This is a genomic window from Bacillus sp. PK5-006, from assembly GCF_054161415.1.
In genome coordinates this window covers 2,769,151-2,784,741 of the sequence record NZ_CP096414.1, presented here as the reverse complement: position 1 = coordinate 2,784,741, position 15,591 = coordinate 2,769,151, and the positions used below count along the sequence as shown (strand labels likewise).

The 15,591-nt window shown below is 40.5% G+C and carries 17 protein-coding genes; 12 read left to right on the top strand and 5 right to left on the bottom strand.

The features are described 5' to 3' along the window. Positions 1–89: 89 nt before the first annotated feature. Complete coding sequence (locus M1D84_RS14420) at positions 90–686, bottom strand: hypothetical protein (RefSeq protein WP_225315577.1); 597 nt, start codon at positions 684–686, stop codon at positions 90–92. A gap of 83 nt (positions 687–769) precedes the next feature. Here M1D84_RS14420 and queG point away from each other — a divergent pair, with 83 nt between their 5' ends. The 9 genes from queG (at position 770) to M1D84_RS14375 (ending at position 10,614) form a co-directional block, all read left to right on the top strand. Beyond that, positions 770–1,918 carry a tRNA epoxyqueuosine(34) reductase QueG gene (gene queG, locus M1D84_RS14415; RefSeq protein WP_024427417.1) on the top strand — a complete coding sequence of 383 codons (1,149 nt, stop codon included), beginning with the start codon at positions 770–772 and terminating at the stop codon, positions 1,916–1,918. A gap of 61 nt (positions 1,919–1,979) precedes the next feature. After that, a complete protein-coding gene (locus M1D84_RS14410) occupies positions 1,980–2,882 on the top strand; it encodes an amidase domain-containing protein (protein WP_135032464.1) in 903 nt (300 codons plus the stop codon). Positions 2,883–2,925: 43 nt separating this feature from the next. Continuing rightward, complete coding sequence (gene trmL / locus M1D84_RS14405) at positions 2,926–3,399, top strand: tRNA (uridine(34)/cytosine(34)/5-carboxymethylaminomethyluridine(34)-2'-O)-methyltransferase TrmL (RefSeq protein WP_024425327.1); 474 nt, start codon at positions 2,926–2,928, stop codon at positions 3,397–3,399. A 444-nt stretch (positions 3,400–3,843) separates the two neighbouring features. Continuing rightward, positions 3,844–5,739 carry a PrkA family serine protein kinase gene (locus M1D84_RS14400; RefSeq protein WP_185854199.1) on the top strand — a complete coding sequence of 632 codons (1,896 nt, stop codon included), beginning with the start codon at positions 3,844–3,846 and terminating at the stop codon, positions 5,737–5,739. A 139-nt stretch (positions 5,740–5,878) separates the two neighbouring features. Continuing rightward, positions 5,879–7,042 (top strand): sporulation protein YhbH, encoded by a 1,164-nt coding sequence (gene yhbH, locus M1D84_RS14395; RefSeq protein WP_044333665.1) that lies wholly within the window; start codon positions 5,879–5,881, stop codon positions 7,040–7,042. A 365-nt stretch (positions 7,043–7,407) separates the two neighbouring features. Next, the gene (locus M1D84_RS14390) at positions 7,408–8,040 is read left to right on the top strand and encodes an HlyD family efflux transporter periplasmic adaptor subunit (protein ID WP_024425324.1); all 633 of its coding nucleotides are present in this window, start codon (positions 7,408–7,410) and stop codon (positions 8,038–8,040) included. Between the two features lie 39 nt (positions 8,041–8,079). After that, complete coding sequence (locus M1D84_RS14385) at positions 8,080–9,699, top strand: DHA2 family efflux MFS transporter permease subunit (RefSeq protein WP_024425323.1); 1,620 nt, start codon at positions 8,080–8,082, stop codon at positions 9,697–9,699. A gap of 17 nt (positions 9,700–9,716) precedes the next feature. After that, entirely contained in the window at positions 9,717–10,241 is a 525-nt protein-coding gene (locus M1D84_RS14380) for an NAD(P)H-dependent oxidoreductase (protein ID WP_024425322.1), read from the top strand. 13 nt (positions 10,242–10,254) lie between these two features. Then, positions 10,255–10,614, top strand: coding sequence for a hypothetical protein (locus M1D84_RS14375; protein WP_024425321.1), 360 nt, complete (start codon positions 10,255–10,257; stop codon positions 10,612–10,614). A gap of 113 nt (positions 10,615–10,727) precedes the next feature. Here the strand turns inward: M1D84_RS14375 and cspB are convergent, their stop codons facing one another. After that, positions 10,728–10,928, bottom strand: a complete 201-nt coding sequence (cspB, locus tag M1D84_RS14370; protein WP_008349061.1) for a cold shock-like protein CspB — start codon at positions 10,926–10,928, stop codon at positions 10,728–10,730. Positions 10,929–11,139: 211 nt separating this feature from the next. Continuing rightward, entirely contained in the window at positions 11,140–12,231 is a 1,092-nt protein-coding gene (locus M1D84_RS14365; protein WP_024425320.1) for a GGDEF domain-containing protein, read from the bottom strand. Between the two features lie 97 nt (positions 12,232–12,328). Between M1D84_RS14365 and M1D84_RS14360 the strand changes: the two genes are divergently transcribed. Then, positions 12,329–12,709 (top strand): hypothetical protein, encoded by a 381-nt coding sequence (locus M1D84_RS14360; protein WP_044333658.1) that lies wholly within the window; start codon positions 12,329–12,331, stop codon positions 12,707–12,709. A 35-nt stretch (positions 12,710–12,744) separates the two neighbouring features. On the opposite strand, the gene M1D84_RS14355 is transcribed toward M1D84_RS14360, so the two are convergent. Next, positions 12,745–13,143 carry a hypothetical protein gene (locus tag M1D84_RS14355; protein ID WP_024425318.1) on the bottom strand — a complete coding sequence of 133 codons (399 nt, stop codon included), beginning with the start codon at positions 13,141–13,143 and terminating at the stop codon, positions 12,745–12,747. Between the two features lie 151 nt (positions 13,144–13,294). On the opposite strand from M1D84_RS14355, the gene M1D84_RS14350 reads away from it, so the two are divergent. Together M1D84_RS14350 and M1D84_RS14345 are read left to right on the top strand one after the other, a co-directional pair. Next, the gene (locus M1D84_RS14350; RefSeq protein ID WP_042968265.1) at positions 13,295–13,801 is read left to right on the top strand and encodes a YhcN/YlaJ family sporulation lipoprotein; all 507 of its coding nucleotides are present in this window, start codon (positions 13,295–13,297) and stop codon (positions 13,799–13,801) included. Positions 13,802–13,957: 156 nt separating this feature from the next. Then, positions 13,958–14,830 (top strand): hypothetical protein, encoded by an 873-nt coding sequence (locus M1D84_RS14345; RefSeq protein WP_458106471.1) that lies wholly within the window; start codon positions 13,958–13,960, stop codon positions 14,828–14,830. A 24-nt stretch (positions 14,831–14,854) separates the two neighbouring features. Here the strand turns inward: M1D84_RS14345 and M1D84_RS14340 are convergent, their stop codons facing one another. After that, positions 14,855–15,499 carry a spore coat protein gene (locus M1D84_RS14340; RefSeq protein WP_041089559.1) on the bottom strand — a complete coding sequence of 215 codons (645 nt, stop codon included), beginning with the start codon at positions 15,497–15,499 and terminating at the stop codon, positions 14,855–14,857. Between the last annotated feature and the right edge of the window lie 92 nt (positions 15,500–15,591).

Sequence of the window (15,591 nt, the reverse complement as noted above, 5' to 3'; positions counted from 1 at the left end):
TTTGTTTATAACGCAGTATTTCGTTTCTTAGATAAACGAAGTGTTGCGTTTTTTATTATGTCAGTATAATGTGAAAAAGCACTGTCAGGCTACAGTGCTTTTTCAATGAGTTCATATTTGCTTTCTCCGCCATGTATTTGTACAAACATCTTCGTCAAGGATTGAATAAGAGCTTCACTCTTTTCCCGGGAAATAGATGGCGGGAAAAGGATGATTTGAAGAATGTTCTTTGTGTCTTGAGAAATTTTTGCTTTACTTGCTTGAGAAAATAATCCATTCAGTCCTGCGCTGTCCTGCCATTCGATGTGACCAGCCTCATGTTTTGCCAGTGAAAGCGGTCCTTTGATGCGATCGGCATCTAAAGTCAGGATAGGTAAGAAATATTTTAGTGAGAAAAATATCGACAAATCCTGTACGGAATTGGTCGAGTCAATAAATTGTTCCTTTTGGATGTTAGAAAGAAGTGGAAGGAAAGGAACGTCTTTTAAAATATCCGTCCATTCTTTGATGGCTGGTACTTCTTCTAAAACTTTATCTTCGTATTCAAAAAATAAAGATTCTTGAAACAGGCGTAAGCGGCCTTTTAACATTTGAGGTGATGTACCCACTTCAATATGCGAATATTCAATCTGTCCAACATGGATAGACGGGTTTTGAGGATGAGAAATTTCCATATGTATCTTCACAGTGACTCACTCCAATCGGTCATGATACACTCGTATTATACTGAAAACAACAGAAGAAACAAAGAAAGGAGGTTTGCAAGGTGATTCATGTTGGAGAATTAAAAGAAGAATTGATTCAATATGCGAAAGAAATTGGTGTCGATAAAATTCGATTTGCAAGTGCCGATACATTTGATTCATTAAAGGACCGCCTCATCTTACATGAATCGTTAGGGTATTTGTCAGGCTTTGAAGAACCTGACATTGAAAAACGGACAAACCCTTCTTTGCTTCTTCCGAAGGCCAAATCAATTGTTGCGATAGCGCTCGCGTATCCTTCCAAAATGAAAGATGCTCCTCGAAGTACAAAGGATGCGAGACGGGGGATTTTTTGCCGGGCTTCATGGGGAACGGATTATCATGTTGTGCTGAAAAAAAAGCTTGATATGCTCGAAGAATTTTTGCGAAGCAAACATGTTGATATACGGACAAAATCAATGGTGGATACAGGAGAATTGTCTGATCGTGCTGTAGCAGAACGTGCTGGCATTGGTTTTAGTGCAAAGAACTGTATGATTATCACGCCAGAGTTTGGATCTTATGTGTATTTGGCTGAAATGATCACAAATGTCCCATTTGAACCGGATGAGAAAATTGAAGATCAGTGCGGAACTTGTAATAAATGTGTGGATTCGTGTCCAACGGGTGCGCTGGTGAATCCAGGGCAGCTGAATTCTCAGCGGTGTATTTCATTTTTAACGCAGACAAAAGGCTTTTTACCTGATGAGTTTCGTTCGAAAATAGGGAATCGATTGTACGGGTGTGATACATGTCAAACTGTCTGCCCGATCAATAAAGGAAAAGACTTTCATCTGCATCCTGAAATGGAGCCGGACCCTGAAATTGCGAAGCCGCTGTTAAAGCCGCTTCTGACGATCAGCAATCGTGAGTTTAAGGAAAAATACGGTCATGTTTCAGGTTCATGGCGGGGGAAAAAGCCCATTCAGCGGAATGCAATTTTGGCACTCGCTCATTTTAAAGATACATCTGCCTTACCAGTATTAATTGAGCTGATGCACAAGGATCCAAGACCGGTCATTCGGGGAACGGCTGCATGGGCAATTGGCAAAATTGGCGATGATCAGCAGCTCCCAGAGCTGGAAAAGGCCCTTGAGCGGGAAAGTGATGAAGAAGCGAAAGAGGAGATTGTGAAAGGGATTGAGCTCCTGCAGACACCTTTAAATACTAAATAACATCCCTGTGAACATAGAATGAACCAAACAAAGATTTTAAAAAATGTTTGGTGGTGTCTGTGTGAAACAATTATTAGAGAAAACTTTAGAAGACAGGCTGGCGTATTTAATCAATGACCGTGCAATCAAACAGCCGCAGCTTATGTCTGATGTGGAAGCAGTAGAGCGGAAAAAAGAGCTTTTTGCTAGAAGACAGGTTGAGATTGTGAAGGCGAAAGCAAAAACAAAACTTCTCGATTCAGCCCTTCAAGATGATGGGGCTCAGCATGTGCAGTACCTTGCTCATCTCACATATGTATGCAAGGATGTAGACGATTCTTTTTATTTAGAGGAACAGGTGGAAAAAAGAGAAGCATTTCTTTATAACAACATGCTTGTTAAAGATCGGATGATGTTAGAAGAGCGGCAAAGCGAAGAGCATATGGATGAGCGCTTTCAGACCGAAGATCAATTTGGGAGAGCCTTTCATTATGACCGGCGGGCTGCCGTGAAGTATGCGGAGACATATTGGAATAAACGGAATCCAGCCTATAAAAACTTTGAAGATAACTGTACAAATTTTATTTCACAATGTTTGAAAGCAGGGAATGCGCCAACGAGAGGGTATCCGAACCGCGGGTCTGGCTGGTGGGTGCGTCCGCATACGTGGAGCTATAGCTGGACGGTGGCTCATTCGATGAAAAATTATTTAGCGAATTCAAAAGCGGGTTTGAGAGCAAAGAAACTCAAAGAAGCGCACGAGCTTCAAATTGGTGATGTCATTTGCTACGATTTTGAAGGTGATGGAAGGTATAATCATACAACCATTGTCGTTGATCATGACAAAGGCGGAATGCCTCTTGTGAATGCACAGACGTATGACTGCCGCATGCGTTATTGGTCATATGAGGATTCGACTGCCTATACACCTGCTATTCGATATATGTTTTTTCACATTTTGGACGATGCCGCGAAGGATAGTTAGTGGTATAATGTTGAGCGGAAAAGAAAATTAGAGGTGAACTTTTTTGGGACTTCATGTCGTTTTATATCAACCAGAGATTCCAGCTAATACTGGAAATATTGCGCGTACATGTGCAGCAACAAATACAACCCTTCATCTGATTCGTCCGCTTGGTTTTTCGACAGATGACAAAATGCTGAAGCGTGCAGGACTCGATTATTGGAAATATGCCAATGTGGTCTATCATGATTCACTTGATGAATTGTTTGAGGCACATCCGAAGGGGCAATTTTTCTATATCACTAAATTTGGCCAAAAGCCGCACACAACATTTGATTACTCTCAGCTGGATGAAGACTATTTCTTTGTGTTTGGAAGAGAGACAAGTGGATTGCCGAAAGATTTGATTGAACAAAATATGGACCGTTGTCTTCGTTTACCGATGACAGAGCATGTTCGTTCTCTGAATCTGTCGAATACGGCAGCCATTCTTGTATATGAGGCACTTCGCCAGCAGCAATATCGCGATCTCACATAAGATCATGATAAAAGCCGAGATACTGAACTCGGCTTTTTTATGTGAAATCACTTTTTTTGACATGTTGAAAATGAAAAGGATGTTCCGCAAATGGAACATCCTTTTTTTCATTTACCAGTCTTGCCTTCGTAGCCAGCAGTGAAAATGGATACTAAAAACGTAATGATGACGCCCATCATAATGACCGTTCTCATATAAGCTCCCCCTTATCCCTTTGTTCCGTTCGCTGCCTGTTTCATATGATGTGAAGTTCACCTTGAAAAGCAGGAGAAGAAAATCATTTTTCTCCTATTTTTCCTTTATTATGAAGGGTCTTGCGGATGGTTGTCAATTCAGTTTGCCAATTCGTCATTTTGAAGAACGAAAGCATGTAATAGGACGCCTCCGCATAGATTGTAAAACAGTATCTGATTTCTAGCTTCAATCTTGAAAGAGGAGGTTCATATGGATATTTTAAAGAAAATCGAACAGCACAGAGAAGAAGAGCAGCGTCTCAAATGGGAAGGCACATTCAGCGATTATTTAGACATTATTAAGGAAAATCCACTTGTCGCTCAATCTGCTCATTCTCGCGTTTATCATATGATTAAAGACAGCGGGATTGAAGAGGAGAATGGGGTCAGAACCTACAAATTTTTTGATCAGGAGCTGTTTGGGTTAGAGGAATCACTCGAAAGATTAGTAGAGGAATATTTTCACCCTGCTGCAAAGCGGCTAGACGTCAGGAAGCGTATTTTATTACTGATGGGACCAGTAAGCGGGGGGAAATCGACGCTTGTCACTAGATTGAAAAGAGGACTTGAAGAATATTCATTAACAGATCATGGCGCAGTTTATGCGATCAAAGGCTGCCCTATGCATGAAGATCCGCTTCATCTCATTCCGCAAAATCTGCGGGAGGATTTCTATAGAGAATATGGGATTCGTGTGCAGGGGAATTTGTCGCCTCTGAACATGATGAGACTGGAAGAGGAATATGGCGGCAGAATTGAGGATGTAAAGGTCGAGCGGATCTTTTTTTCTGAAGATAAACGGACCGGCATTGGTACCTTTAGTCCGTCTGATCCGAAATCTCAGGACATTGCCGATTTAACAGGCAGCATCGATTTTTCAACCATTGCTGAATTTGGATCAGAGTCAGATCCCCGCGCCTACCGCTTTGATGGAGAACTCAATAAAGCAAATCGAGGGATGATGGAGTTTCAGGAGATGTTAAAGTGTGATGAGAAATTTCTCTGGCACCTGCTGTCATTAACGCAGGAAGGGAATTTTAAGGCAGGAAGATTCGCCTTGATTAGTGCAGATGAATTGATTGTCGCCCATACAAATGAAACCGAGTACCGGTCGTTTATTTCAAATAAAAAGAACGAGGCTTTGCATTCAAGAATTATTGTGATGCCAATTCCTTATAACTTAAAGGTCACAGAAGAAGAACGCATTTATCATAAAATGATTTCAGAAAGTGATGTCTCAGATGTGCATATTGCCCCGCATACGCTGAAGGTAGCTGCGATGTTCTCCATTTTGACAAGATTGAAAGAGCCGAAGCGTTCTGATATTGATTTGGTGAAAAAAATGCGTCTGTATGACGGAGAAAGTGTCGAAGGCTTCCAATCAGTCGACATTGATGAGATGAAAAAGGAATTTCATGACGAAGGGATGAGCGGAATTGATCCGCGGTATGTGATTAACCGAATTTCATCTACCATTATTCGAAAGAATATGGAATCGATCAATGCACTGGATGTTCTTCGCTCCTTAAAAGAAGGGCTTGATCAGCATCCGTCTATCTCCAGCGAGGACCGGGAGCGTTATTTGAATTTCATTTCAGTCGCGCGAAAAGAGTATGATGATATTGCGAAGAAGGAAGTGCAAAAGGCATTTGTGTATTCCTATGAGGAGTCTGCGAAAACGCTGATGGATAATTACTTAGATAATGTCGAGGCATACTGCAATAAAAACAAGCTGCGTGATCCGTTAACCGGTGAAGAAATGAATCCTGATGAAAAGCTCATGCGTTCAATTGAAGAGCAGATCGGTATTTCTGAAAACGCCAAAAAAGCATTTAGAGAAGAAATTTTGATTCGTATTTCGGCTTATGCGAGAAAGGGAAAACGCTTTGATTATAATTCGCATGAGAGATTGCGGGAGGCCATTCAGAAGAAGCTGTTTGCTGATCTAAAAGATGTGGTGAAAATCACGACATCGACGAAGACACCGGATGAACAGCAGCTGAAGAAGGTCAATGAAGTAGTGGCTAGATTAATTGATGAGCATGGCTATAATTCAACAAGTGCAAATGAACTTTTAAAATATGTAGGCAGTCTTCTGAATCGTTAATAAATGAAGGAGGCATTATTGGCGCATCAGCACCGGTAATGTCTTTTTTAGAAATGATCGTCAACTTGGATGACGAGCAGCATAGGATAAAGGAATCGATGGTTAGAAGAATTGTGCAAATAGGTGAGGAGGGGGATGGATGTCCCGGCAAGAAAAAAGTCAGTTTATTGTGTCTCAGGAAGACTGGTCCCTCCATCGAAAAGGCTATGACGACCAGCAGCGTCATCAGAAAAAAGTCAAAGAGGCGATTAAAAACAATTTGCCGGATCTTGTCACAGAAGAAAGCATCATCATGTCGAATGGAAAAGATGTTGTGAAAATTCCGATCCGTTCATTAGATGAATATAAAATTCGGTATAACTATGACAAAAATAAACATGTGGGTCAAGGCGATGGAGACAGCGAGGTTGGCGATGTAGTTGGGCGTGACGGCTCAGACAGCAAGCAGGGTCAAGGAAAGGGGCAGGGTGCTGGAGATCAAGCTGGTGAGGATTATTACGAAGCAGAAGTCTCATTAATGGATCTCGAGGAAGCACTGTTTCGTGAACTGGAACTGCCAAACCTCAAGCAAAAGGAGCTTGACGACATCATTGTTGAACAAATTGAGTTTAACGATATTCGCAAAACCGGGTTAACAGGAAATATCCACAAAAAACGAACGATGCTGTCGGCATTTAAACGAAATGCGATGACAGGCAGTCCCTCCTTTTATCCAATCTACCCAGAGGATATCAAGTATAAAACGTGGAATGAAGTGACCAAACCAGAGTCGAAAGCCGTCGTTTTGGCGATGATGGATACGAGCGGAAGTATGGGGCTTTGGGAAAAATATATGGCGAGAAGTTTTTTCTTTTGGATGACACGTTTCTTACGGACAAAGTATGAGACGGTCGATATTGAATTTATTGCCCACCATACAGAGGCAAAGGTGGTAGACGAAGAACATTTCTTCTCACGGGGTGAGAGCGGGGGGACCATTTGCTCGTCTGTCTATCGAAAGGCACTAGAGCTCATAGACGAACGATACCCGCCGTCGCGATATAATATTTATCCTTTTCATTTTTCTGATGGTGACAATTTGACCTCAGACAACGCCCGGTGTGTGAAACTTGTTTCTGAAATCATGAAAAAAGCCAATTTATTCTGCTATGGTGAAGTCAATCAATACAACCGGCATTCTACGTTAATGTCAGCATATAAGCACATTCAGGATGAGAAATTTAAGCATTATATTTTGAAGCAAAAATCAGACGTTTTTCTCGCACTAAAAAAATTTTTTCAGCAGGAAGAAGTTCTTTCATAACGAGCACATTTGAAAAAACCTTTCAGCATAAGGGCTGAAAGGTTTTTTGTGTGGAGAAGGAAAGGATCGCCAAAAAAAAAAGTAAAACTTTCTCTTTGACATTTCAATTTTCATTTATTAATATTTAATCTTGTTAAATATAAGTTTTTCAAAAAAGATGCCGATCGTCTTTTCTTCTTTTTCTGCTCTTTGCTCATAAGTGAACAATAAGTATAAATGGGCTGCACACCATGATAGGGGCGGGAGTAGATGAAGGGAAAAGGACAGATTGTTGAGCTTGTTTCATATTCTGTCAGATGATGGGCATTCTAAGTTTGCTAAAGCAGATGACACTATATTTTTATACATGAAAGGAGAAACAAAACATGAACAGAGGGCGTTTATTGCTAACGAACATTATTGGCCTTATTGTGATTCTTGCCATTATTGCCGGAGGTGCTTATTACTACTACGAAAGCACAAACTTTGTTAAAACAGACGAGGCAAAAGTGACAGGTGACATGTACCAAATTACAGCACCAGCAGCTGGACAAATCAAAGGCTGGGATATCAACGAAGGTGACGAAGTAGAAAAAGACAGCACAGTTGCAAAAGTTGAAGGACAAACAAAAACAAACATTAAAGCAGTGGCTGATGGCACATTAGTCAAAAAAGAAGTACAAAACAATCAACAAGTGCAGCCTGGTACAGTTCTTGGTGAAACAATTGATTTAAGCAAGCTTTACATCACAGCAAATATTAAAGAAACAGATATTAAAAACATTGAAAAAGGCGACAAAGTCGACATCGTTGTAGATGGAGATCCTGATACAACATTTGAAGGAACTGTTGAACAAATTGGTTATGCGACAAACTCAACATTCAATATGCTGCCAGCAACTAATTCAAGTGGCAACTATACAAAAGTAACGCAAAAAGTAGCAGTGAAAATTTCAATTAAAAACCCATCAGACAAAGTACTTCCAGGTATGAATGCTTCTGTCAAAATTTCATCTTAATGATGATTGATATCAAAAAATGAAAGGAGGTTGTCTGAGATGGCAAATCAACCTGCAGCGACAAAACAGGGAACAGGCTCCTTGTCTTTACTGATCATTTTAATGGCCGGTTTGTTCGTAGCGATTTTAAACCAAACGCTTTTGAACGTAGCCATGCCCCATTTAATGACAGAATTTAATGTGAGTGCAACGACGATTCAGTGGCTGACAACAGGCTACATGCTTGTCAACGGTGTGCTGATTCCGTTGTCTGCGTTTTTAATCACACGTTTTGGGCAGCGCAGCTTATTCCTAGTGGCTATGATCTCGTTTACACTAGGTACATTTATTTGCGGCATTGCGCCAAACTTTTCAACGATGCTCATCGGCCGTTTGATTCAGGCTGTCGGCGGCGGTATCTTACAGCCGCTCGTCATGACAACAATCCTTTTTATTTTCCCTCCGGAAAACAGAGGGAAAGGAATGGGGATTTTCGGTCTTGCGATGATGTTTGCTCCTGCAGTAGGACCAACATTATCTGGTTACATTATTGAACATTATTCTTGGCGTATTATGTTTTATGGACTTGTGCCAATCGGTGCGATTGTCATTATCGCGGCTTTCTTTATGTTTAAAAATATTGTAGAGCCTAAAAAAATCAAGCTGGACAGTCTTGGTGCGATTCTTTCAATCGTCGGTTTTGCTTCCCTTCTATACGGAGTGAGTGAAGCAGGAAGTGATGGTTGGACAGATCCGATCGTCTTATCTACGATAATTATTGGTGCGATTGCGATCATTCTCTTTATTTTCCAACAGTTGAAAGTTGATAATCCGATGCTTGATTTCCGCGTATTTAAATACAGCATTTTCTCATTATCAAGTGTCATTAACGTCATTATTACGGTTGCCTTATATACGGGGATGTTCTTACTTCCGATTTATCTGCAAAACCTCGTTGGGTTTACGGCATTGCAATCTGGGCTATTAATGCTTCCAGGGGCACTTGCGATGCTCATTATGTCCCCGATTTCAGGAATCTTGTTTGATAAATTTGGACCTCGTCCGCTTGCCATTGTGGGGATGCTCATTACCGTTGTCACGACATATGAGTTTACAAAGCTGACCATTGATACTTCCTATAGTCACATAGTGCTCATGTATGCAGTACGTGCATTTGGTATGTCACTCTTGATGATGCCAGTTATGACAGCAGGGATGAACCAATTGCCGCAGCACTTAAACAGCCATGGTACAGCGATGTCTAATACATTAAGACAAATTAGCGGTTCCATCGGTACGAGTTTGATCACAACGATTTATACGAATCGGACGACATTCCATTATTCCAATATGGCGGATCAAACAAATACAGCGGACCCGTTCTTTATGAATTCATTCCAGGCGGCTGTATCGAATGTGATGCATCATATGGGTATGACAGCAGAAGCTGCTCAAAAATATGTATCCACCCAGCTCTTTACGAAAGCACAGATCGATTCAAACGTGATGGGTATCAATGACGCTTATATGTGGGTGACATTATTCTGTGCGGCTGGTGTCATTCTCAGCTTGTTCCTGCGAGATGTTCGTAAGGATAAAAAGCGAAAAGAACAGCAGCATAAGAAACAAGAAATATCACTGCTTCCAGCACCTAAGGAAGCAAACCAAGATGCAAGATAAGTGTGGAGGGACCGTACATGAAAATTTATGTTGTATACGATAGTGAAGGTGACCATACAAAAGCACTTGCAGAAGCGATTGCAGCAGGCGCGGGTGAAACAGAGCAAGCTGAAGTATTCATTGATCACGTGAAAGATGCGGATATTCGCAAGCTTGATCAAATGGATGCGATCATTTGGGGCTGCCCTGGTCACTTTGGTACCATTAGTTCTGGGTTAAAGACATGGATTGACCGTCTCGGCTACTTATGGGCAGAAGGAAAACTAATCGATAAAGTCGGTGCTGTTTTCTGTACAACTGCTACAACACACGGCGGTTTAGAAATGACAATGCATAATTTGATCACACCAATGTTCCACCAAGGAATGCTTGTTGTCGGCCTTCCTGGAAATGTTCCAGAGAATGCTTTATACGGCTCTTACTATGGAGCTGGTGTGACATGTCCGATCGATTCAGATGAATTGATTTCGACTGAAGGCATTGAACTTGGAAAAGCACTAGGAAGACGTGTAGCATCAGTCACTGCATCATTTAAGCGATAAGGAGAGGGTTCTTTTGGCGACGATTATTGTAGCGTTAGTAGCTGCTGTTCTAGTCATTATTGGATTAGTAGCGTTCAATGTCAGACACGCATCAGCCGATAAGGAAGAGATCAAAGAAGATGTCTCCAATCAGCCTGACGTGCCGCATAGCGAGCCAGAAGCTGTGGCGAGACATGTAGAGCCTGAAGTTGAAAAAAAAGCGTCAGAGCCTTCTCAAACGGATGATGCTGCGTCTGGCGACGATTTCTATAGACAGGCGCTTCAAAAGTTTAAGCAGCCAGAACCACCTGTCAAAGAAGAAGAACCAGAGACAAAAATGAATGATGATATGTATCGTTCTGCTTTGCAGAAGCTAAAGCAGAAGGACAAATAAAAAAGAGAACCTCTCATCAGGTTCTCTTTTTTTATGGCACAAAAAAACCGCCGGCAGAAGCCGAGCGGTTTTCCTTCACTCTATAAAGTGCTAAAAGAGCAGATGCTCTTAAATTACGCTTTGTTAACGTTAGCAGCTTGTGGTCCACGGTTACCTTCAACGATTTCGAAAGAAACTGATTGACCTTCTTCTAAAGTTTTGAAGCCTTCGCCTTGGATAGCAGAGAAGTGAACGAATACATCGTCTTGACCTTCTACTTCGATGAATCCGAAACCTTTTTCAGAGTTGAACCATTTTACTTTACCTTCTAACATGAAATTTCCTCCTAAAGCGATCTTAACGCTTAAATTCACTATTCTTGCTCTTACACAAACTTCAAAGACGAAAACTCTTTCAAAACTTTCTTCTTAAAGATGATACGAACAAAAATAATTACCTTTACTTTACCAGTGTTTGCGGGAAAAAACAACTGTTATACGAAAACTTTTTTAAAAATAATTAGTGCTAACAAATTGAGGAAAATGCCTATGTCAAAAGGTCTTTTTTTCTCTCTGAAAAGCTCACTTGATTTCGGCCGGACTCCTTCGCTTTATAGAGCTCCTGATCAGCTATAATCGGTAATTGCTTGATGTCTGCACCAGTTCCATGAGAATAAGCACATCCAATTGATACCGTAGTGTGAATGGACAGACCGTTTTTTAAATAAATCGGCTGATCGGCTATTTTTTTTCGCAAGCGTTCTGCAATCTGCCATGTTTTTTCAATTGTACAATTTGGTAGAAGGACAGCGAATTCTTCACCGCCAATCCGACCAATATAATCAGAGCTTCTTGTGTTTTTAATCAGTCTTGTACCGATTTCTTTTAAAACAATATCTCCCTCATGATGCCCATATTGATCATTGATGGTTTTGAAGTAATCGATGTCTAGGTAAATAAGGGACATTTGATGGATAGGCTGCTTCAACTTCTTAGTAAAAGCATCACTTAATACCTCATCGAACTTCCGTTTATTTAAAACACCTGTTAAAAAGTCATAATGAGCTTGGAATTTATACAAATTTAACAGCTGATATGCTTTTGTTTGATGCTCAATGACATAAAAGTTAAACAATCCAGCAATATATGAGAAAATCCAATAAGTAGAATGCAGCTGAAATGATGTCTCATGCACGATCAAGATGAACAGGCTTGTGGCAACCACATTACCAATCGTAATGGATAACAGCATTTTCACAACATGATTCATATGACGCTCTGCAATCAAAAAAGAAGCGGCTGCGATAAACATCATGGAAAAAATATTGATGGAAGAAGCGATATTGGCTTCAATTAATAATCGGCCAATGATCACAACAAAAGCTGCAATCATTGTTTGGGCGATGCCTCCATAAAAGGCCGTTAAAATAAGGGGAATATGTCTTAAATCGATGATCGCTGGTCCTGTTTTAATAGAGAAGAACATTAAAAGGACACCGAGTAACCCAGAAAGCATGCCTTTGCATATTTGTCTGAGCAAGGTATCTTCTTTCTTTAGAAAATTCTCTTTAAACACAAGTATAAATAAGTAATGGAAAGTGACAAGAATTGTTAAATTAATAAAGAGGTCTCTTAGCAAAATAGAATCACCTTTTTAAAATTACTAAAATTTGTTGCAAAAGAAAAGGGGAAAAAAGATAATTAATAAAAATTTTAATGATGAGGAATTGAAGAAAATGCGAGGAAAACGCTTTCCAGATCAAACGGACTGGCTTTCTTTTTTTGAAAAAATACCAGATGCCGGATTTGAAAAAGAAATGCCGGTTGAATATCAAGATTTGACTTTTCGGTTCGAGAATCAAGAGGAGCGATTTGTTGTGAACATGTCGCTTGCTATGAAGGAGTTTAGCTTAAACGTCGTTCGAAAAAAGACCGAAGCTGTTTTGGGAATATATGATTTTAAAACAGTACAGCATGTAGAAATAAAAAAAGATCAGAAGGAAAAAAAGGAACTTTTGCTGATATTAGAGCATCATGACGACTTCATCACAACAATCGAAATGACATTTTTACCTTCCTTTTGTCTTATGGTCAAAGAACATTTTTCAGGAGAATAAACAGGAGCCTCTATTTATGAAGGCTCCTGTTTTTATTATTTGTGCTCAATGTCATTGATGACTTGCTGGATCGATTCATCATCCATCACATTCATCACATTTTCATCAATGTGAAGAGATTGCGCATAAGACTCTCTTGGCTGATGGGTTCTTGATGGTGATTGTTGCTGGTTCGATTGATTTGGCTGGACAGCTGTGAATGCTTGCTTGATCATTTGTCCAACTTCACCTGTTCCTTTTGATTCTTTGTGTGAGTGTGACTCATGGCGAGATGAGTCTTGGTGCTGATGGCTTGCGCCTTTCATCATTGAAGACATATTCATTTGTGTCATGCTTTTCAGCCTTCTTCGTAAAACCGGGGAGAATAATGCAATGATAGCTGTTGATACTGCGATCATTGCGCCAGTGCTCATACCTTTTCTTTTTCTAAACAAACGAATCCCTCCATTTGATCGTGATGATCTTTCATCAAGTTTAGGATGACCAAACAAAGCTGAATTATGAATTCATTTTGCGGAAACAGAGGATGTGTGCATAAAAACCCGGCTGGATGAAAAACCTATGAGCAAAAGGAGGGAATAATTGATGAATAAGAAATGGATGCTATCTTTACTGCTCGTGCCAACATTAATCACCGCTGGGTGTGGAATGAACAATCAAGGCGATGAGCGTAGAGGAACAATGAAAAGGCAATATGAAAATGTCACATATAAGAATGACAACATGAGACAGGATCAGCCAGATGTTCAAACACCTCAGAAGGTCAAAGTGGCAGATAAGGCGTCAGAACTTGTAGCGAATATGCCTGAAGTGAAAACAGCGAACGTGCTTGTCACAGGAAAAAACGCATTTGTTGCCGTTGTACTTGAAGGCAATAAAAGCGGTGATGTAACGGACGATCTGAAAAAGAAAATTTCAGACAAAGTCAAATCAACGGATCAACAAATCGACAACGTGTATGTATCTGCTAATCCAGACTTTGTCGATCGTATGAAAGGTTACGGAAAACGTATTAAAAGCGGAGAGCCAATTTCAGGATTCTTCGATGAATTTACTGAAACGGTTAGACGTATCTTCCCTGAATCAAAATAGCTACGACAAAAGCCGTATGTCATATGCGGCTTTTTTGTTTGGAACCGCACCTCGCGCACCTGACTGCATAAAGTAAAAAATATATCACCTCTTGTTGATCTTTGTTTCTTCATAGAAAGAGAAAGAGGGTGCAGGATGAATTCAGGTGGGGAGCAAATGAAAGCCAAGCCGTCATTGATTCATAAAAAACTTGTAGGCGGAATGATTGCAGCAGGTCTGATTTTTTATGCTTTCACCGCGTACTTGATTTATGTTGCGTTTCAGCTGACAGGCCAATATTTGGAGCAGTCTTCTCCTAAAACGGTTATCACGGAGGTACTCAATAAGCAAGTCTATGAACATATTCGAATCTACTATGCAGAGGAAGAGGATGCTTTTGTTGATCTGACCATAGAGGCCATGAAACAGGCAGAGAAGAGAACATCGTCAGTGTTTCAGTTTGAAGCTGACAGACCTTTAGACGTTATTTATTTTGATGATAAAGAGACGATCGAAAAAATGGCTGGAATTAAGCATATAACCGGATTTTACTCCGATCATGATCAAATGATTGGGTTATATCCAGATAAACGGGAAGCATTATTGAAGAAAGAGACACTTCCTTTATACTTTTTCAATTCGCTTTTTATTCATGAGTATGCTCATTTTGTTTTCTATGAAAAGGTCCATTCATATGAAGTATCTCCAGGCATTTTTCCGCTTTGGTTCCACGAAGGAACAGCAGAATGGACGGCCTATGACGTGTTAAATGCTACGTCTGAACGCTTCGATGTAATTCCTTTTCAATCTCTTCATTCTGATCAAGACTGGCAGAACTCCCGGGTAACGTATGAGACAGATGTCTATTTACAAAGCTATTATATGATCTATGAGCTGGTGCAGCTTTACGGACGAGATGTCATACATGAGATCATGGAGGAAACTGCGAAAACGGGCCAATTTGCTAGAGGCTTTGAACAGGCGACGGGGGAGAGGCTCACAGATTTTGAAGAACAGTTTAAAGTGATGTACCAAAGAAAAAACGGCTGACCAGAGAAGGGGTCAGCCGTTTTTTTAATGAAGCGGTTTTTGTTGATCTGCCTTGCTAGGAGGCATTTGAACCTGCCCCTGAAGCGGTGCAAAAGCTGACGTCATGGCTGTCATATCTTGTTTGGAAAGCTGAGGAACTTGATAGTAGCCATGCTTGTTTTGATACAAGAAAATTTCATAGGCCATTTCGATAAAGTTCGGGATCTGCGCAGCAAGCACACGTCTGACGACAGGGTTTGTAACTTCTAATGCGGACATGGAAAGTAACCCAGCGTGTGATTTGACTAGGCTGAGCATATGTCCTGTGATGCCTAAGTCTTTTACATCCTGTAAGGACTGATTCGGCTTCTTCGGCTGAGAAGGTTTGATTCCGTATGTCACTTGTGTGTGTTCTTTCATCATATAAGTAGCGGTTTCTTCACTAGGCTTTTGGCCTGTAGAAAAACAATCTACAGTGACATTGTACTGGGATAAAACGAATTGATATTGTCGATCCAGGATGTCGGATAATGCAGGATCTTGAATAAATTGCCGCAGGATCATATATTGATCCAAAATATTAATCGTGCCGGCTAAAATTTCATGTAAATCGAATAATTCATGCCCGCCATGGTTGAGTTCAGGCTGCTGAGCGCTTCCTTGAAACATTGGCTGCTGATCGTTTTGCATTGAGATTCCTCCTTTTGTTTATACATTCTGTTTTAATGTGAGGATGTTTTCTCGTTTTCATGCAAAAAACATTATTTACAATTAGAGGGTTT